Here is a 17,951-nt window from a genome sequence, read left to right as displayed (position 1 = left end):
GGTCAGCCGCGACGGGCGACGAACGCCTCCATCCGGTCGACCTCCTCGGACAAATCCCGCGACCGCGTCGCCGGTATCGGCCGGAGCAGGTCGGTGGTCACCCGGCCGTCGTCGCCGGGAGCCCAGGTCCCGACCACCCGGCCGTCGACGAGGACCGTCCCCGGAACCCGACCGTTGGGGGTGTGCATGGCCGCGAACATGGCGTCGTCCATCACCCGGCGACGGTCGGCGTTCGCGGTGACGACATGGTCGAACGGGGCGAGCAGCCTGACCGGGAGGTCGCGGTCGCCGTCACGGCTCAGGCCGTCGAGGTCGTACAGCTCGATGCCGTCGGGCCCGGTGACCCGCTCCACCTCCCAGTCGCGATCCATCTCGTCCAGCAGGGGGCGCAACCGCGTGAGCCCCGCCCACGTCTGGATCGCGGCGACGCTCGCCGGGCCGAACCCGCGCAGATAGAGACGGATGAGGTCCTTGCGGGCCTCGTCGCCGGTCACCGCCGGCTCGCCCGGCCCCACCCAGTCGTCGAGGAGGGCGTACGTGACGGCGCCTCCCGACCGCCACAGTCCCCGCGGTGGCACCTGCACGAGCGGCAGCATCGCCCGGGCGATCGCGGTCAGCGTCGAGACCGTCTCGTCCGGGAACCGCTCCCGCAACGCCGCCCCCATCTCCCGCACGCCGACCGACCGTCCGTCGAGCAGGTCGCGCGCCGCCACCGTGATCGCCTCCGGCGTCGCGGTCACCAGACGCTTCGCGTGGATACGCAGTTCGGCCGCCAGCGCCGGCTCCGCCAACGTCCGCACCCATCGCGCGTCGTCGGCGTCCATGAGGAACACGGTGCTGCGCAGCAGGGCCATCCGGACGACGGTGCGGTCGAGCATCAGCCCGTCGAGTTCCGCCGGGTCGAAGCCCTCCACCCGCGACGCCAGCGCGACGAACGCCGCCCGCGGATCCTGTGACTGCAGGCCGACACAGCGGTCGAGCACCTCGATGACGTCCTCGTCGATGCGGGCTGCGAGGTGTTGGCGCTCGAGCAGCGTCGTGGTCCAGGCGCGCTCGGTCAGGGCTGCGGGCATCCGTCAGCCGCCCGCGGCCGTCCGCGCCTCGGCGATCTCGCCGAACGTGGCCGACCGGGCATCCGAGCGGGCCGCACCGTCGGGGCCCGTCCGCTTGTCGACGAGGATCACCTGGCCGATGAAAGGTTCGACGATGCCCGCCATGCGGATCGGAGCCGCGATGACGAGCTGGAACCCGAACTGCTCGAACGCCCGCAGCGACTGCGAGCTGAACGTCTCGTCGGACTTGGAGAACGCCTCGTCGAGCATCAGCGGAGCGAACCCCGGCCGATGGTCCTCCGGCGTGCCGAGCGAGAAGCTCAGCGCCGCAGCGAGACAGAACGCGACCAGCTTCTCCTGCTCACCACCGGAGTTGGTCGCGGTGTTGCGATAGGTGTGCACCGGGGGTGCGTCCGGCCCGTCATCGCGCGACATCTCCTTGCCGTAGAAGAAGAAACTCGCGCGCACGTCGAGGACGTTGTCGCACCAGCGGCGACCCTCGGCGTCGGTCGCGGTCAGACGCGTCACCAGGTTCTTGATGCGGTAGAACTGCCGCGCCAGCACCGCCGAGTCGCCGCCGCGGGCGGCGGGTGCGTCGGCGATCATCGCGTCGACGATCCGGCCGAACTCGGCCGCCTCCTCGGTCGGCGTGTGGTGCACCGCGATCTGCAGGTAGGTGCCGGTGTTGAAGTCGACCCGTCGCAGACCGGCGTTGACCTCCGCGATGCCGCGGCGGATGTGCTTGACGGTGTCGTTGATCTCCTTGTAGAGGTTCGACACCGAGTGCGAGATGTCGGTGGTGATCAACCGCCGGAACCGCTCCCGCGTCGAGGCGAGCCCGTGCTCCACGAGCCCGGCGTGCATCGCGACGAGGTCGGGTGCGCCGGCGATGTCGGCAGTGAGATCGGTTCCCGCCGAGGGCCACTCGCGCAGGAAAGCCTCCGCTGCGCGGACGATGCGGTGCTCGGCGTTGTCGCGCTCGGCGTCGGCCTCGGCCTGCACCGACTCGAGCGCGTTGCGCAGATCCGAACGCACCTCGCCGTAGGTCTCCAGCGACAACACCTTGCCGGTGTCGGTGAGCGTGCGGTCGAGGACGGAAGTGAGGTACTCGCGGTCGTCGTCGGTGAGGACGTCGCTGTCGTCGCTGCTCTCCAGCTCGGCGAGCCAGCGGTCCCAGTCGCTCCCGATGTGCCGCAGCTGGTCGTTGATCGCGCCCACGCGTGCCACGGCCTCACGCCAGTCAGCGCGGGCGACCTCGACCTGCTCCTCGAGTTCGGCGAGGTCGACACGGTTCTCGCGAACCGCGTCGATGCGACGGCTCAGCTCGTCGGCGTCGCGCCGGACGGACCACCAGTTCAGCTCGGCCCACGACGAGTAGCCGACGACCGCCTCCGCCGCCTTCGCACGGTCGCGGTTCTCGTCCAACAACTCCCGGACGTCGGACGACGCCTGCCGTGCCTCCTCCAGACGCGCGGCGAGCCCCACGAGGGCGTGCTGCAGGGCCGCGCGCTTCCCGTCGGTGTTGGTGCCGAGGATCCAGTGGGTGCGGTCGTCGACGCGGCGGCGGTCGTCCTTGCGGAACCGGTCGCGCCCGGCCTTCACGAGCCCGGCCGGGGTGACCGCCAGGTCGTGGTCGTCGAGGTCCACCGGGGAATCGACGCAGACATGCTCGGCCGTCCGGGCGATCACCCCGCTGAGCCAGTCGGCGGCGGGGTGCGCCCGGTCGACGACGACGAGCGCCGCCAGCGTGCCCGGCGTCGGCGCTGTGGGGTCGACGTCGGTGCGATAGGTCCGGTACTCGAGGACGCCACCGAGGTCGGTGCGGTCGACGAAGGCCGTGACCTGGGCCCGGTGCTCGTGGGGCACCAGAAGCGTCAGTCCGAGTCCGCGCAGGACCCGCTCGGCCGCACCCGCCCAGCGGTCCCGGTCCTCGGGCGCGACCTCCATCAACTCCGCGGCGTAGGGCAGGTCGCGAGGCGCCAACCCCGTCCCGGCCGCGATGGCGTCGCGTTGCGCCAGCGCCCCCGCGGGCAGCAGCGAGCGTCGTGCGGTGAGCGTGGTCAGCTCGTCGACGACGGCGTCGTGCTCGCGCCGCGCGTCGGACTCGGCGGTGAACACGGCATGCGCTCGCGCCGACAGCGACTGCGCGGCCTCCGTCGCGGCGCGACCCAGCGCGGGTGCGCGGTCCCGCAGTGCGGCGAACTCCTCTGCGGTGGTGGGGGTCTCCTCCCCCAGCCGCGCGACCACCGCCGCGTAGCGCTCGTAGGCACGGTTGCGTGCGGTGATCTGCTGCTCGAACGCCTTCAGCTCGGACTCGAGCGTGGTGAGTTCGCCCTTGTCGACGGTGAGCTGGTCGCGCAGCGACGTGTGGCGGGCCTCGCGGTCGTCGGCGACGTTCTCCCAGGACGCGACCTCGTTGTCGAGGGCGGTGCGCTGGTCCTCGATCGCGTCGAGCTTGGCGCGGAGCAGCACGGCGCGGTGCTCCCGCATGAACGCTCGCATCGGCGGGCCGAGGAGATCGCCGGCACGCGTCGTCGACCGTTCGGCGCCCTGGTAGGCCTGCCACGCCTCGGGTATCGGTCGCAGCACCTTCTCCTGCGCGTGCGCCCGCGCCGCCGCCTGGTACGCCTCGTCGAGCTGCGTGAAGTTCTCGATCAGCCGTTGCGCCTTGGCGTAGGTGTCGGGCCGGTCGAGCATGTAGGTGCGGATGAAGAGGTTGAGGTCGCCGACGTTCTTCATCGCCTTGGCCTTGCCCATCAGCGACAGCGCCGCCGACGACGCGCCGATCCCGACGCGTCGGCGCAACGCCTCGGAGTAGGCGCTCTGCACGTCGAAGCAGGCCACGTCGGGGTGCGACGACCGGTACGCGCGGATGTCGAAACCGCCGGCAGCCCAGTCGTTCAGCTCGATGAGATCCATCTCGCCGGTGTGCAGCTGATACCACGATCGCAGGCTCGCGCCGTCGTTGCCCGATCCGGGGAACCACTTGATCGCGACTGCCGTCGTCACCGATCCGGCGCCGTTGTCGTAGGTCGCGGCGATCGCCGACCACGTCGCACCCGATCCCCGCAGATACTGCACCTGCGATTGGTTGTACTCGTCGTCGTTCTCCGCCCACGCACCGCGGACGTAGTCGGCCATCGACCGCGCGGCGCGTTTGGCGCCCTTGGCCGTCAGGTCGGCGGAGGCGTTGAATCCCTGGTCGTAGGTGGGCAGCAGCACCACCGAGTGGCCGTCCATGAGCGACGACTTCCCCGAGCCCGACGGTCCGGTGAGCAGCACACCGCGCTCGTCGATGGGGAAGTCCTTGTAGCCGTGGAACGTCCCCCAGTTGACCAGCTGGATCCGCGTGAGGCGGAACTGCCCGATGGCGACGGTGCGGCGTGTGGTGCGCTCGCCGGCGACCTGCGTGGGCGCGTCGAGTGTGTCGGTCACGCGTCTCCCTCCGGATCGAGCTCAGTGATGTCGGGGCCGTCGCCGGCGAGACGGCGGTACGCCTGCGTGTACGACTCGATGGTCTCCGGCGTCAGCAGCGCCGCGATCACGCCGTGCACGAGGTATCGGTCGGTGCCGGGGATCGCGCGGATGACCTTGCGGTTCTCGAGCACGTTGATCGCCGCGTCGATCCGTCGTGCGAACCCGGCCTCGTCGGTGTCGCGCACCGGCTTGTAGGTCATGAGGTGGTCGACCATCTCCGCGCGGTCGACCGTCGTCGACTCGTCCACGCTGGTGAGGTACTTCTGGCGCAGGAACAGCACCAGGACCGACGCCGCGAGCGTCAGCGTCGAGGACCGCAGGATGGTCCGCTGGCGGGGATCGGCGTCGGCGATCTGCCGGGTGAACGCGTACCGCCGCTCCACGTCGAGTTCGAGGACGAGGTTCAGTTCCGACAACCGCGACCGGATGACGGCCTCGTTGGCCTCGATGGCCCGCCAGTTGCGGGACCGTCCGCTGACGTGCGCGGCCGAGATCAGCTCCTGCAGTGCGTAACACACCGGCGCGGGCAGCTCCGAGGTGTCGCCCTCGAACCGCGGCGTGACCGGTCCCGAGGTGTCCTCGCCGATCGGGTCGGCGCCGTCGAAGGAGAAGTGGGACAGGTCCACCGAGGGCGTGGCGTCGGCGTCCGGCGCATCGACGAAGAGGTCGTCGGCGTCGTCCGGTGCCGAACCACCGTCGGTCGCGAGGACATCGGTGTCGTCGGTGGTCATGCGTCTCCCTGGGTTCCGGCGTCGTCGAGGAGGTGGGTGGCGGTCGGCGTCATCGGTGCCTGCGCCACGATCACCTCGCGGAAAGTCATGGCGGGCAGGGCGATCGACCTCATCCCGCGCGCGGTGTGAGCCCCGACGACCACCCGCCCGAGTTCGCCGTCGACGGTGCCGTGCCGCTGTGCGAGCGACCAGACGCCGACCACGTCTCCGACCCGTGGGGTGTCGAGCTCGGCCAGGACGTCGCGCAGATCGGCGACGCCGCGGCTCACCGCACGGTTCACCGCGGCGGTGAGGTGCTGCCAGTCGATGGTCTCGCTGCCGACGAGGTCGGCCGGGTCGATGTCGATCTCCCCGACAGTGGCCTCCACGTCGTCGGGGAGGTCGACGACACCGTCGTGCAGCGACAGCGCGCCGACGGAGTTCGCGTCGACGACGGCGATCGGCAGCGCGACACCGAGATCCTTGCCGGCCGAGACGTTCTCGAACGCGGCCGCCGCAGCGCGCTGGGCCTCGGCGATCTGCTCCCGCAGCGCGCGGTGGTCGAGGAAGTCCCCGCCCTTCACGAACGTGTTGATCCGGCGGTAGACCTGCCCCCGGATCTCGTCGACGCGCTGCACCTCGTCCCACATGCGGTCGATGAAGCGTGCCAGGGTCTGCGCCTGGTCCCGGGGCAGATCCGGCAGACCCGCGAGGATCGCGTCGATGTGTCCCTCGAGCGACTCACGGAGCCGATGGTCGGAGACGAGCGTGTAGAACGCGTCGAACGCGCTCCCCTCCGGCGACCGTGCGAGTTCGTCGTGCCCGTCGAACATGCGGTTCAGCGCATCCGCGTAGGCGCCGGTCCGGTCGTCGAGTCCGCTGGTGAGGAGCATCCGCGAGTTCTCGCGCAGCTTCTCGCCGTAGCCGATGATGTCGGCGGGCATGCGTTCGGCCAGCGAGGTGACCATGCGGATGTCGTCACGGATGCCGCGGTCGTCGACGGTCGGCACGGCACCCGCGGCGAGTTCGGCCCGACGGGCGGTCAGCTCCGCGATCTTGGCGTCGAGGTCGCGCAGGTGTTCCGACGGGTCCGGGTTGATCGCGACGGCGATGTCGCCGAGCCGACCGATCACCATCTGCATCGTGGTCTCCGTCGCCACCGACCGGTCGTGCCGGACCGCCTGCACCTGTGCGAGGGCGGTCGTCGCGCCGCGGGTGAGGTGGTAGCGCTCGACGTCCCGGTCGGGATCGAGGGTGCGCGCGACGTAACCGTCCCGAACCCATCGGTCGAGCAGCTCCTCGGGGCCCGGGACCGACTGGTCGCGCTCGGTCCAGTACGACGCGAGGTCGGCGATGTCGCCGCGCAGTCCCTCCACGAGGTGGTCGCCGTCGACCTGACCGTCGGCGAGCCTCGCCGCCATCAACGCCAGGGTGACCATCGCCGAGCGGGACCGCAGCAACTTCAGGGTGACGTCGGCGTCGGCGTTCTCGGAGAACGCGGCGTAGAGCTCCGCCGACCGCGTCCCCAGGGAATCCACCCGCGCGACATTAGTGGCTGCACCGGCCGCGATCCGGCGACGGGCCGCGACCTGGGGACAAGCTGTGACGGGCGGGAACAGTGGGGTCCGAGGCGCCGCGCGGCCCCGATTTGTGATGGTTCGGGGCCGTGCCTATAGTGACGCTCAGGCGGGAAGGTGTGACAGTTCTCACTCGGGGACCGGGAACACGATCCGCTGGAACGACCGCGTCAGCCCAGGCTGCGTGACCGGCTCGACGTCGACGACGACAGGAGTGCCTCAGTGGCGACGCACACCCACACCGACCGCGCTTCGGGCGCGGGCCGTGGTGCACGAGGCCTCCACCTCGACGAGAACCTCGACATTCGCGGCCGGTGCGTCTCGATCGGCATCAGCATCGCCCTTCTCGTCCTCGTCCTGGTGTCCCTGCTCGCGCTCTGAGCGACACCCACCCGGCACCCCCGTGACCGCTCTGCGCGGTGCGTAACGCGCCGTCGAAACCTCGACCGTGGTCGAGGTCTGTCTCTCCCGCAAGCGATCGTTGCAATCGTTGTCACCCTGGGGAAGTGTGGTGACGTACAGCCGAAAGAAGACTCGTCTCAGAGGAGAGGTACCACCGTGGGTGAATACACCTTGCCGGATCTCGATTACGACTACGCAGCCCTCGAGCCGCACATCTCCGGCCGGATCATGGAGCTGCACCACAGCAAGCACCACGCGACCTACGTGAAGGGCGTGAACACGGCCCTCGAGAAGGCCGCCGCGGCGCGCGAGGACGGCACCATCGCCGACAAGGTGTTCCAGCTCTCCGCGAACCTGGCCTTCCACCTCGGTGGTCACACCAACCACTCGATCTTCTGGAAGAACCTGTCGCCCAACGGTGGTGACAAGCCGGAGGGTGAGCTGGCCGCTGCTATCGACGATCAGTTCGGTGGCTTCGACAAGTTCCAGGCGCACTTCACCGCAGCGGCGACCACGCTGCAGGGCAGCGGCTGGGCGATCCTCGGGTACGACACCATCGAGGGCAAGCTGGTCATCCAGCAGCTCACCGACCAGCACGGCAACACCTCGGTCGGACTCGTGCCGATCGTCATGCTGGACATGTGGGAGCACGCCTTCTACCTCGACTACCAGAACGTCAAGCCCGACTACGTGAAGGCATGGTGGAACGTCGTCAACTGGGCCGACGCCGCCGAGCGCTTCGCGAAGGCGACCAGCCAGGGCAAGGGCCTCATCGTCCCCGCCTGACGCGTCACACACGCTCCCGAACCCCCGACGGCCACGCTGTCGGGGGTTCGGTCGTTCACGGGCCCGTCACACGCTCTCAACACCGCCGTTTAGCACTCGTCAGGTCTTGTCTGCCAGCACGATCACCCGGCAAGGTGAGCCATGGACAACACCGCGCGTCACTCGGTTCCCATCGGTCTCGTCCCGTTCCACTCCGACGGGGAACTCCGCGGCATGCTCATCTCGGGACGCTGGCCCGACACCACGCTCGAGTGGTCACAGACCCTCGTGGCGTCGGTGCGGATCGCCTGCCGCCCCGGTCTGCTGCGCACGACGACCGTCTTCGGTGTGATCGAGGACCGTCCGGAATCGTGCGACGAGAACACCGTCGGGATGATGCTGTCGATCGGCACCGTCTCCGGTGCCGAGTTCATCGAGCGGGGCAAGGGATTGGGCACGCCGCCGGCTCTGGTGATGCTGCACCCGCCGTCGCTGACGCGGCCGTCGCTGCCCGAATGTTCCGACGTCGCCTCGGGGTGCGTCCTGCTCCCCGGCGTCCCGGAGCTCGGCCTGGACCACCGCGCCGGCTGGGCCGAGGCGGAGGCCGACGGGACGGTGGTCACGCTGCGCAACGCGATCGGGGTCGACCCCGGCGCCGATCCCGACACCGCCGTGCTGGCGATGGTGCTCGCCGCGTAGTCCCCAACGGCCGGTTGAGGGCGTCCCAACTCGATCGGAAAGGGCCTCCGAACTGCGGTTTTCCGGCTCGGGGAAGTGTTGCGAGGCCAGGTGAGGGTGCCCTACCGTCGCCCTCATGCTCACCGCACTGCTGATCAGTTTCGGCGTCGTCTTCGTCGCCGAACTCGGCGACAAGTCTCAGCTGATGGCGATGACCTACGCCCTGCGCTACCGCTGGTGGGTCGTCCTGGCCGGCATCACCATCGCCACCACCGCCGTACACGCCGTCTCCGTCGTCGTCGGCCACTTCCTGGGCCTGTCGATCCCGACCGACCTCATCTCGATCGTCGGTGGTCTGGCGATGCTCGTGTTCGCGATCTGGACCATCCGCGGTGACGAACTCGACGCCGACGAACAGAACAAGGCCTCCCGCACCAGCACCTCGGTGCTGCTGGCCGTCATGTCCTCGTTCTTCCTCGCCGAACTCGGCGACAAGACCATGCTCGCCACCATCACCCTGTCCACCGACCACAACTGGCTCGGCGTCTGGATCGGCTCCACCGTCGGCATGGTCCTCGCCGACGCACTCGCCATCGCCGTCGGCATGGCCCTGGGCAAGAAACTGCCCGAACGCACCATCGCCCTCGGCGCCGCAGCCCTGTTCCTCGCCTTCGCAGCCTGGCTGCTCACCGAAGGCATCACCGCGGCACAGAGCACGCCGGTGACGGTGGGTGCGCTGGTCGCGGCGGCGGTCATCGCCGCCGTCGGGACCAGGGTGGTGGTGATCACCGCCCGTCGCCGCCGGCGAGAGGCGGCACGACGGGCAGAGGATCAGCGGGCTGCTGCTGGGAGAACCCTCAGCGACGACCGCGTCTCGCCTGCATAGGCCGTCGCCAGGTCCGCGAGGTCCTCGGGCTCCGCGGGCAGCCCCTGCTGCACCCGCAGCACCTTGATGAGCTCACGCACGATCGTCACCGAGTCGCTCGGGAGGCCCGCGAGCATCAGCGCCGTCCGCTGGACGTCGGAGTCGGCCTGGAGCCGGAGCAGATCGATCTGGTCTCGGGTCCGTTCGGCCGCACGGTCCTCGAGGAAGTAGTGGACGTCGACACCGAATGCGGCGGCGATGCCTTCCACGGTCCGGAACGACGGCGACTTGGCCTTCCCGGAGCGCAGCTGGCTCAGGTACGACTCGCCGAGGCGGAATCCGCGCTCGGTGGAACGCGCCGCGATGGCCTTGGCGCTGTAGGCCCGGCCGTTGGGACCGGGAACCGTGCGGAACAGTTCCTCGAGACGGCGTGCGAACAGACCGGGCTCAGGACTCTCGGACCCGGCGATGCGAGGCGCCGATCGTGATTCCCCTGACATGTACTTCTCCCCCTGGATGTGCGCCTTGTGTGTCGACGGACACGGCGCGTACATCTCGTCCGTCACACAGGGTCCGACCGTCACCTCCCCGCGTCGGACAGACCCGTACCGGAAGAATAGACGACATCGCACGCGCGCGCTCCATCACGGATCGGTGTCGAACCAGTGGAGTGGTATGGGTCCCAATCCTGGGGAGTCAGGGCTGGAGATCGTCACGGTGCGGGATGTCCTGGGCCGCACGCCCGTCGATCCATTCGCGCAGGACTTTGGTAGCCCACACATCGTCTTCGTTGTAGCGCAGGATCCGCTCGCGGGACGCGACGTCGGGCACGGTCCCCTCGAACCCGACCGCGACGCGATACCACTCCATGGATGCCTCGCCACCGGCCTCGGGGTCCCGCCAGGAGAAGCCGGCGACCGGAGCGATCCGCTTGAGCCCCTTGCCCTGTGGGCAGATGAAGCTCGCCCCGACCGCCTCGTAGACGTCGACCCACTCCGATGAGGTGATGAAGGCGGTCACCGCCTCGACGGTCGGGATGCCGGGCATGCCCGCGAACCGCTTGGCCGACCCGAGAAGCCAACGGTTCTCCGCGGATTGGGAGTAGCAGTAGGCAGCGAACGTCTTCCCGGCGGCGACGGCGGTGTCCCGGCGACCGATCAGCCACCCCCAGAACTCCGCGAACGACCGGGCCTCGTCGGTCGTCGGCAACGGGTCCCACGTGGCGAACGGTCGGTACTCGACCGGGACGGTCGGGTCGGTCCGATCGGTGAGCAACGTGCCCCACAGGTAGGCGCCGTCCTCCCCGTGGCTCTCCATGTCCACGTCGACCTCGACATCGGCGCGGGCGACGGTCGGGCGTTCGACGCGACGCACCAGCGGGACGTCGGCGAGCCACGCACGGGCGACCGTGACCGCGTCGGACAGGTCGCCACCGGGGAACTCGGCCGCCACCTCGGGTGGGACGTCCCCGCGGGCGAGGTCGTCGACGGTCGTGATCCCGGCGGCGCGCAGCACCGAGGTCTGGCTTCCGGTGACGACCAGGCTGACGTCGTGGGCGGCGTCGAGCTCCGGACCGCAGCGGGCCCACCATCGGCACGAGCGGCACTCACCGATCCGGCTGGGGGCGGTGGTCACCGTCCCCGCCGCGATCTCGCGGCGGACGGCGAGCGTCGCGTCGTAGTCGGCGAGGGGGTCGCGGGCCGGCTCGTCGGTTCCCTGTGCCCCGACGGCGGGCCGGAGATCGTGCACGAGGATGCAGTCGGCGTCGAGACCGATCACGCCGGCCGTCCCCGCGCTGCTCGCGACGCCGGCGTGCTGCAACAGACGGGTGAGGTGGGCGACGCGCAGCACGTCGCGGCGGTGGCGCCGGACCGACCGGGTGAGATCGCGCGCCGGGGCCCAGCTGCCGAGAGGCGTGGTGACGGCGGTGCCGTCGGTGTCGGACACGGTGATCCGGTGATTCACGACGATCACCGGCACGTACCCGTCGCCGACGTGGACCAGTGCCTCCGACGACCCGCGGCGTCCCGCGACGCGGTCGTCGGGGAGAACGGCCTCGAGGATCCAGGGGACGCCGCGCTCGCACGCGGCCAACGTCGCGGCGGCACGTCGGCCCGCGGTGTCGCCGTCGACGGTGACGACGGCGTCGGGGGTGTCGGCGTGGAGCTCCCGGATCGTCTGGGCGACGCGTCGCCGATGCAGCGCTGCCGCCTCCTTGCGCCGCGTCGCCGACGGGTCCTCCACGGGGATCTCGATGTCGTCGACGTCCACCTCGACCACGAGTCCGTTCACGACGACGGGCTCTTCGACGGCTCCGGCGTCGAGCGCGAGACGGTGTTCGCAACCGGCGAGGTCACGGGCGGTCAGCAGCGGGACGCGCGGGAGGGCGGGGACTCCCGGTGCCGTCACCAACCCGTCCACATCCGTCCTCTCCGTACCGCCCGACCCCGGGGCGCGTCCCGCCTCGGGTGCGGTCTCGTGCCCCGGGGGTGATCTTCTACCCTGGGACCGACAGCTGTCATCACCGCGCCCGCGCATCTCCTCTCGCGCCGCGACCAGCACCACCCGACCCCGGAGGTCATCCGACATGGGCCTGCTCACCCCCAGCCGTACCACGCGTGCCCAGCGGCGCGCGCAGGCCAAGGCCCTCAAGGCCAAGGCGAAGCTGGAGGCGCGTCTCGACAACCGCGGTCAGCGCAAGGAGCGCGCGGCCCGTCGTCGGCACGAGAAGAAGATCGTGCGCAAGCAGCTCAAGGCGCAGCGCAAGTCCGACGAGACCGCCGCCCGGATCGCGTCCGAGACCAACAAGGCCACCGAGAAGCTCGCCCAGTCGCGGATCGAGCTCGCCCAGAACGGCACCACGCTCACCCCGCGCAAGCTGCGCCGCTACCTGTCGATCGCCAAGGTCGCCGCACCGATCGTCGTGCCGCTCGCCTATCGCGGGGCGACGCTGGCCCGCGAGCAGCTCACCGTGTGGGAGGCCAACCGCGTGGGCGTCCCCGTCGACGAGCTCGCGAAGTACAGCGGCCACGGTGCCGCGCTGTCCGCGCGGATCGCCGGTGCGGAGAAGTCGGTGTCGACGCTCGCCGCCACCCGCGACGCGGGCGCCGAGACCACGAAGTTCGTCGAGGCGATGACCGGTCGTCTCCGCGACCTCACCGCGGCCGTCTCGGCCGCCGAGCACATGCCCGGTTCCCGCCGTCGGTCGGCGCACCAGGCCATCTCGCGCGAGCTGGCGGGGATCGAGAGCGACCTGCTCGCCCGGCTCGGGGTACGCCCCTGACCGAGCGGGCACGGGGAGCGGTCGAACTCGACAGGCGGGTCCGTGCCGGAGCCGTGACCGTCGTGGTGCCCGCACTCGGGCTGGCCGCGCACGGTGCCGCGTCGGGCGTGCTCCCGGGCGTCTCTGCGGTGGCGCTGTGTCTGTTCCTCGGTGTGGTCACCGGCGCAGTCGTCGACGTGGCGTCGCGTCTCCGCGGACACGGGTGGGCCCCGCTGGTCGGGATCCTCACGGTCGCACAGGGTCTCGCTCACCTCGCGCTGTCGGTGGGCCACGACCACCACGCCGGATCCATGCCCGGCATGGCGGACCACGCCATGCCGGACATGCCCGCCGGCCCGATGCTGATCCACCATCTGCACGCGCTGCTGGAGCCGTGGTCCGCCGACGGCGCCGTCATGCTGCTGACCCACGTGATCGCGGTCCCGGTGACCGCGCTGCTGATCGCGCTCGCGGCGGCCGTCACCGGCGTCGTCACATCTGTCGCCGCGGCACTCCGTGGTCCCGGACCGCGTCCGCGTCCGCTCGGTGCCGCCCCCATCGCCGTGCCTGCGGTCGTCCCTTGCCCGCGCATCGACCGTGCGGCCGGACCCGGGAAGCGCGGCCCGCCGGCAGTCCTCGTCCCTGTCTGACCGGCCCCGAGGCGCTCCTCGGGGTCTCACCCGTGCGTGTTCATCGCGCACACTCCGATCACGAGGAACATCCATGAACACATCTCTGCGCACGATCGGTGCGATCGCCGCGACGGCCGCCACCGTCGGTCTCGCCGGACTCGTCGCCCCGGGCGTCGCGTCCGCACACGTCACCGCGAACGGACCCGGACTGGTCCAGGGCGGCTACGGCGTCATCACGTTCAACGTGCCGAACGAGACCGCGGACAACGCCACCACCACGAAGGTGTCGGTGACCGTGCCGAACCTGAAGTCGGCCCGTCCCGAGGCGGTGCCGGGGTGGCAGGCCACCGTCGCCAAGAACGCGAACGACGAGATCACCGCGGTGACCTGGCAGGTGCAGCCGGGCTCGGCCGGTATCGCACCCGGCGGGTTCCAACGGTTCGCGCTCAGCGCCGGCCCGCTGCCGGAGAAGAACACCGTGAGCATGCCCGCGGTGCAGACATACTCCGACGGCGAGGTCGTCGACTGGAACCAGCCGATGAACGCTGACGGCTCCGAGCCCGAGCACCCTGCCCCCGAGCTCACGCTCGCGGCGGAGGAGTCGTCGACGGCCGCGGCGCCGGATGCATCGGACACCACCGCCCGGTGGCTCGGCGGCGTCGGCCTGGCGGTCGGCGTGATCGGTGCGGGAGTCGCGGTGCTCGCCCTGAGGAGGAAGTCGTCATGACAGCCGGTCGTATGTCCCTGGCGGGTGTCGTAGCCGCCGTGCTCGTCGTTCTCACGACGGCGCTGGCCGGTCCGGCGTCCGCGCACTCGACCCTGGTCTCGTCGGACCCGGCGAACGGGTCGAGCGTCGCCTCCGGTCCGAGCAGTGTCACGTTGACGTTCAACGAGGCCCTGCAGGACGCCTACGACGCGCTCACCGTCGTCGGTCCGGACAACCGGTACTGGCAGGTCGACGAGAAGGCCCGTGTCGAGGGGCCGCGGATCACCGTCGGACTCCGACCCCTGGGCCCGGCCGGTGAGTACCGCGTCAACTACCGCGTCACCTCGGCCGACGGCCACCCGGTGAGCGGGCAGGTGCGGTTCACGCTGACCACCGCCGGAACGGGGACCCCCGGGGCAGTGGCGACCGCGTCGTCGTCGGATGACGGCGGTGTCACCTGGTGGCCCTACGCCGTCGGCGTGGTCGTCGTGATCGCTCTGGGTGGAGGCGCGTACCTCCTCCGACGCCGCACCGCCGGGGTCTGACACCACAACCCCTACCGGACAGCGCCGGCACGTGCACTGTGCGCGCGCCGACCGCGTCCGGTGGGGGTTGTGGGCGGTCAGCTCGGGCAGCTGACGGTGTAGGACCACACCGTGTCGGTTCCCCCGTAGACACGCACCAGCACGGAATCCGACACTCCCGGGGGAATAGTCACGCGGGCGGATCCGACACCCTGACCGGGACGGTTGTTGTTCCCCACGAATCCGGTGTCGTACACCTGCCTGCCCTGGTAGCTGACGACGATGCGGTCGGGCACGTTCTCGGTGTCGTAGGAGAGCGTGAAGGTCGCCGGCCCCCGGCGGCCGAGCTTGTGGATCGTGTCGGTGATCCCGTCGTTGCCTGATTTCGTCGACGCGTTGCACTGCTGCACCGCAGGCGGTCCGGACGGTCCGGCCAACGGACCCGACGATCCGAGACCGATCTGGTCGAGCAAGCCGGCGATCTGCCCCAGCGCCCCTCCGGTCGCGCGATCCGCCTGTGCGCTCCCCGAGTTCAGGGCACCGATGATGTCGCTGCTGCCCGGTGGGTTGGGGGCAGGCGCCGCTCCCGCCGGGGCGCAGAGAGCCGACCCTGTTCCCAGCGCGATTGTCGCGGCCGCGACGGCCACTCCGGCCCGTATCCGACGACGAGACATGACTGGACTCCTTCGTTCGCGGGTCCTGAGCGGGCCCGACCACGCGACGTTCTCAGTCCGCTCGCGGCTGCGCGTCCCCTGTCCGAAAAATCCTTCGCGGAATCATCCGAACAGACGTCGATCGTTCACACGATGTCGTTGCGGTTCGTGAGAGTGCCGTCCGCAAACGACACCGCTGGGCGCCGGCGCGTGCGATGTGCACGAGCCGAGGCCCAGCGGTGAGGTCTGTGGACGTGGGTCCCAGTCAGCGACCGGGCAGGAAACGCAGCAGCTTCATGGTGGTGGGGACCAGCTTGAGGAACAGCGCCCGCGGGACGCCGCGGATGCCGTCGATCCCGATCACGCGCTGGGCCGCGATCGTCTGTGGCTCGGTGTACTTGAGCAGACCCTCGGTGCCGTGGCGGCGGCCGACACCGGAGATGCCCATGCCACCCATCGGCGCGGCGGTGGACCCCCAGGCCGCGGCGTAGCCCTCGTTGATGTTCACGGTGCCGACGTGGAGCTGGGCACCGATCGCGCGCGCCTCGGCGGTCGAGCCGGCGAAGATGCTCGCGTTCAGGCCGTACTCGGTGTCGTTGGCGAGCTTCACGGCCTCGTCGACCGAGTCGACCTCGTAGATCGAGACGAGCGGGCCGAAGGTCTCCGACCCGAAGCACTGCATCTGCTCGTTGACGCCTCCGAGCACCGTCGGGGCGTAGAAGAAGGGTCCGACCTCGTCGAGCTTGCGGCCGCCCGCGAGCACCGTCGCGCCCTTCTCGACGGCGTCCTTGACGTGCGCGTCGACGGTGTCGACCTGGGCCTGCGAGGCCAGCGAACCCATGTCGGCCGAGAAGTCGTAGACCGGGGCGACCTTCATGGTCGCGACGTGGTCGGCGAACTTACGGGTGAACTCGGCGGAGATCGCCTTCTCGACGTACAGCCGCTCGATCGAGATGCAGAGCTGACCGGAGTTCGAGTAGCAGGCGCGGGCGGCGCCCTCGACGGCTCGATCGATGTTGGCGTTCGCGGTCACGATCATCGGGTTCTTGCCGCCCAGCTCGGCGGAGAACCCGATGAGGCGCCGGCCGGCCTGTGCGGCCAGGGTGGCGCCGGTCTGCGAGGAACCGGTGAACATCAGGTAGTCGGCCGACTCGACGAGCGCGGTGCCGACGACGGTGCCGGGACCCGGGACCACCGCGAACAGCTCGGGCTCGAGTCCGGCCTCGTAGAGCAGCTCCGCCACGGACAGTGCGCAGTACGGGGTCTGGCTGTCGGGCTTGATGACGACGGCGTTGCCGGCGATGAGCGCGGCCACCGCGTCCGACGCGGCCAGCGTCAGCGGGTAGTTCCACGGCGAGATGATGCCGATGACGCCCTTGGGCTGGTACCGCACGCGGACGTCGGTGGCACCCGGGATCATGCCCTTCACGCGGTGTGCCTTGAGCGTCTTGGGACCGGTCGCCGCGTAGTGGCGCGCGGTGAGGGCGACGTCGACGACCTCTTCCTGCGCGTACGCACGAGCCTTGCCGGTCTCGGCCTGTGCCATGTCCATCAGCTCGGTGCGGCGGGCGAACACCAGGTCGGCGAAGCGGGAGATCACCGCGGCGCGATCGGCGGGCGTGCGCTCGGCCCACCGGGCCTGGGCGGCCCGGGCGCGGTTCACGGCGAGCTCGAGATCCTCGGCGGTCCCCACCGGGATCGTCGTCATCTCCTCACCGGTGAACGCCTCCAACACGGGCCGCGTGGGGCGCGTGTCGTGGCGGTCGATGGCGATCAGTTGACGCAGGCGGTCGAACGTCGCGCGATCGGGTCGGCCCATCGGGGAACTCCTCGTCGAGACGGGATGCGCATCTGACAATGCGCGTTGTCAGTCCACGAGTGTAGGCGCATCCACGCGTGCGCGAAAGGCTGGTGGTCAGGCCCCCGCGATGACCACGATCCCGTCGTCATCGCTGTGCAGCACGTCTCCGGCGCGGAACGTGACGCCACCGAACGCGACGTCGACGTCGGATTCGCCCGCCCCGGTCTTCGTCGACTTCCGCGGGTTCGTGCCGAGCGCCTTGCACCCGAAGTCCATCTCACCGATCACCGCGGAGTCACGGATCGCGCCGTACACGATCACCCCGGCCCATCCGTTCGACCGGCCCAGTTCGGCGATGAGGTCGCCGACGAGGGCGGTGTGCAGGGACCCCCCGCCGTCGATCACCAGCACCGCGCCGTCGCCCGGCGTCCCGAGCACCGATTTGAGCAGCGCGTTGTCCTGATGGCATCGGACGGTGCGGACCGGTCCGGCGAACTGACGCCGCCCGCCGTACTGGCGGAACTGGGTGTCGCAGCTGCGGACGTCGGGTCCGATCTCGTCGACGAGGTCGGCGGTCGCGGTGAAGGAGGTGTCGGTCACGACGGGGAGTCTAGGACTGCTCCTGCGCCCCGACACGGACGGCGACCCCACCGATCGCGACGACGTCTCCGACCGCCAGCTGCCGCCCGCGGCGGGTGTCGACCTCGCCGTTCACGGTCACCAGCCCGTCGGCGATCACCTCTTTGGCCTCGGCGCCGCTCTCGATGAGGTTCGCGAGTTTGAGGAACTGCCCCAGGCGGATGGTGCCGTCGGAGATGGCGACCTCGGGGACGGTCATCGATTCTCC

The 17,951-nt window shown here is 70.4% G+C and carries 18 protein-coding genes; 8 read left to right on the top strand and 10 right to left on the bottom strand.

Annotated elements, in window-relative coordinates; translation table 11 throughout:
* Nucleotides 1-2: 2 nt before the first annotated feature.
* From Q1A98_RS03015 to Q1A98_RS03000, 4 genes are read right to left on the bottom strand one after another with little or no spacing between them, the layout of a single operon-like run.
* On the bottom strand, nt 3-1,073 hold the full coding sequence (locus tag Q1A98_RS03015) for a winged helix DNA-binding domain-containing protein (protein WP_299569760.1): 1,071 nt from the start codon (nt 1,071-1,073) through the stop codon (nt 3-5).
* A gap of 3 nt (nt 1,074-1,076) precedes the next feature.
* The gene (locus Q1A98_RS03010) at nt 1,077-4,487 is read right to left on the bottom strand and encodes an ATP-binding protein (protein WP_299569758.1); all 3,411 of its coding nucleotides are present in this window, start codon (nt 4,485-4,487) and stop codon (nt 1,077-1,079) included.
* On the bottom strand, nt 4,484-5,260 hold the full coding sequence (locus Q1A98_RS03005; protein ID WP_299569756.1) for a DUF4194 domain-containing protein: 777 nt from the start codon (nt 5,258-5,260) through the stop codon (nt 4,484-4,486). Before Q1A98_RS03005 ends, Q1A98_RS03010 begins: the two co-directional genes overlap by 4 nt.
* Nucleotides 5,257-6,777, bottom strand: coding sequence for a DUF3375 family protein (locus Q1A98_RS03000; RefSeq protein WP_299569755.1), 1,521 nt, complete (start codon nt 6,775-6,777; stop codon nt 5,257-5,259). The genes Q1A98_RS03005 and Q1A98_RS03000 overlap by 4 nt, the downstream gene beginning before the upstream one ends.
* A gap of 261 nt (nt 6,778-7,038) precedes the next feature.
* Here Q1A98_RS03000 and Q1A98_RS02995 point away from each other — a divergent pair, with 261 nt between their 5' ends.
* From Q1A98_RS02995 to Q1A98_RS02980, 4 genes are all read left to right on the top strand, one after another.
* Nucleotides 7,039-7,197, top strand: coding sequence for a hypothetical protein (locus Q1A98_RS02995; RefSeq protein ID WP_299569753.1), 159 nt, complete (start codon nt 7,039-7,041; stop codon nt 7,195-7,197).
* Nucleotides 7,198-7,374: 177 nt separating this feature from the next.
* On the top strand, nt 7,375-8,004 hold the full coding sequence (locus Q1A98_RS02990; protein WP_299569751.1) for a superoxide dismutase: 630 nt from the start codon (nt 7,375-7,377) through the stop codon (nt 8,002-8,004).
* Between the two features lie 141 nt (nt 8,005-8,145).
* Entirely contained in the window at nt 8,146-8,682 is a 537-nt protein-coding gene (locus Q1A98_RS02985) for a peptidase (RefSeq protein ID WP_299569749.1), read from the top strand.
* A 115-nt stretch (nt 8,683-8,797) separates the two neighbouring features.
* On the top strand, nt 8,798-9,547 hold the full coding sequence (locus Q1A98_RS02980) for a TMEM165/GDT1 family protein (RefSeq protein WP_299569747.1): 750 nt from the start codon (nt 8,798-8,800) through the stop codon (nt 9,545-9,547).
* Here Q1A98_RS02980 and Q1A98_RS02975 read toward each other — a convergent pair.
* Nucleotides 9,493-10,026, bottom strand: a complete 534-nt coding sequence (locus Q1A98_RS02975; RefSeq protein WP_299570521.1) for an XRE family transcriptional regulator — start codon at nt 10,024-10,026, stop codon at nt 9,493-9,495. The two genes, Q1A98_RS02980 and Q1A98_RS02975, sit on opposite strands and share 55 nt — an antisense overlap.
* Nucleotides 10,027-10,222: 196 nt before the next feature.
* Nucleotides 10,223-11,935, bottom strand: coding sequence for a TM0106 family RecB-like putative nuclease (locus Q1A98_RS02970; RefSeq protein ID WP_299569746.1), 1,713 nt, complete (start codon nt 11,933-11,935; stop codon nt 10,223-10,225).
* Between the two features lie 178 nt (nt 11,936-12,113).
* Here Q1A98_RS02970 and Q1A98_RS02965 point away from each other — a divergent pair, with 178 nt between their 5' ends.
* The 4 genes from Q1A98_RS02965 (at nt 12,114) to Q1A98_RS02950 (ending at nt 14,671) form a co-directional block, all read left to right on the top strand.
* On the top strand, nt 12,114-12,809 hold the full coding sequence (locus Q1A98_RS02965; RefSeq protein ID WP_299569745.1) for a DUF6474 family protein: 696 nt from the start codon (nt 12,114-12,116) through the stop codon (nt 12,807-12,809).
* Between the two features lie 53 nt (nt 12,810-12,862).
* On the top strand, nt 12,863-13,438 hold the full coding sequence (locus tag Q1A98_RS02960; protein WP_299569744.1) for a hypothetical protein: 576 nt from the start codon (nt 12,863-12,865) through the stop codon (nt 13,436-13,438).
* Nucleotides 13,439-13,511: 73 nt separating this feature from the next.
* Nucleotides 13,512-14,147 carry a YcnI family protein gene (locus tag Q1A98_RS02955; RefSeq protein ID WP_299569743.1) on the top strand — a complete coding sequence of 212 codons (636 nt, stop codon included), beginning with the start codon at nt 13,512-13,514 and terminating at the stop codon, nt 14,145-14,147.
* A complete protein-coding gene (locus Q1A98_RS02950; RefSeq protein WP_299569742.1) occupies nt 14,144-14,671 on the top strand; it encodes a copper resistance CopC family protein in 528 nt (175 codons plus the stop codon). The genes Q1A98_RS02955 and Q1A98_RS02950 overlap by 4 nt, the downstream gene beginning before the upstream one ends.
* Nucleotides 14,672-14,748: 77 nt before the next feature.
* On the opposite strand, the gene Q1A98_RS02945 is transcribed toward Q1A98_RS02950, so the two are convergent.
* From Q1A98_RS02945 to Q1A98_RS02930, 4 genes are all read right to left on the bottom strand, one after another.
* Complete coding sequence (locus tag Q1A98_RS02945; RefSeq protein WP_299569740.1) at nt 14,749-15,324, bottom strand: hypothetical protein; 576 nt, start codon at nt 15,322-15,324, stop codon at nt 14,749-14,751.
* A gap of 244 nt (nt 15,325-15,568) precedes the next feature.
* Nucleotides 15,569-17,122, bottom strand: coding sequence for a succinic semialdehyde dehydrogenase (locus Q1A98_RS02940; RefSeq protein WP_299569738.1), 1,554 nt, complete (start codon nt 17,120-17,122; stop codon nt 15,569-15,571).
* Nucleotides 17,123-17,218: 96 nt separating this feature from the next.
* Entirely contained in the window at nt 17,219-17,704 is a 486-nt protein-coding gene (rraA, locus tag Q1A98_RS02935; protein WP_299569737.1) for a ribonuclease E activity regulator RraA, read from the bottom strand.
* Nucleotides 17,705-17,714: 10 nt separating this feature from the next.
* On the bottom strand, nt 17,715-17,942 hold the full coding sequence (locus Q1A98_RS02930) for an RNA-binding S4 domain-containing protein (RefSeq protein WP_299569736.1): 228 nt from the start codon (nt 17,940-17,942) through the stop codon (nt 17,715-17,717).
* Between the last annotated feature and the right edge of the window lie 9 nt (nt 17,943-17,951).

It is taken from the genome of uncultured Williamsia sp. (genome assembly GCF_947494875.1).
In the GTDB taxonomy this organism is placed as follows: Bacteria; Actinomycetota; Actinomycetes; order Mycobacteriales; family Mycobacteriaceae; genus Williamsia_A.
The sequence above is the reverse complement of the archived record's forward strand: the minus strand, read 5'-3'. Positions and strand labels throughout refer to the sequence as shown.

Coding starts and splice junctions, on each gene's coding strand:
- Q1A98_RS03015 (WP_299569760.1), bottom strand. CDS start 1,073: ATGCCCGCAGCCCTGACCGAGCGCGCCTGGACCACGACGCTGCTCGAG.
- Q1A98_RS03005 (WP_299569756.1), bottom strand. CDS start 5,260: ATGACCACCGACGACACCGATGTCCTCGCGACCGACGGTGGTTCGGCA.
- Q1A98_RS02985 (WP_299569749.1), top strand. CDS start 8,146: ATGGACAACACCGCGCGTCACTCGGTTCCCATCGGTCTCGTCCCGTTC.
- Q1A98_RS02980 (WP_299569747.1), top strand. CDS start 8,798: ATGCTCACCGCACTGCTGATCAGTTTCGGCGTCGTCTTCGTCGCCGAA.
- Q1A98_RS02975 (WP_299570521.1), bottom strand. CDS start 10,026: ATGTCAGGGGAATCACGATCGGCGCCTCGCATCGCCGGGTCCGAGAGT.
- Q1A98_RS02965 (WP_299569745.1), top strand. CDS start 12,114: ATGGGCCTGCTCACCCCCAGCCGTACCACGCGTGCCCAGCGGCGCGCG.
- Q1A98_RS02955 (WP_299569743.1), top strand. CDS start 13,512: ATGAACACATCTCTGCGCACGATCGGTGCGATCGCCGCGACGGCCGCC.
- Q1A98_RS02950 (WP_299569742.1), top strand. CDS start 14,144: ATGACAGCCGGTCGTATGTCCCTGGCGGGTGTCGTAGCCGCCGTGCTC.
- Q1A98_RS02945 (WP_299569740.1), bottom strand. CDS start 15,324: ATGTCTCGTCGTCGGATACGGGCCGGAGTGGCCGTCGCGGCCGCGACA.
- Q1A98_RS02940 (WP_299569738.1), bottom strand. CDS start 17,122: ATGGGCCGACCCGATCGCGCGACGTTCGACCGCCTGCGTCAACTGATC.
- Q1A98_RS02930 (WP_299569736.1), bottom strand. CDS start 17,942: ATGACCGTCCCCGAGGTCGCCATCTCCGACGGCACCATCCGCCTGGGG.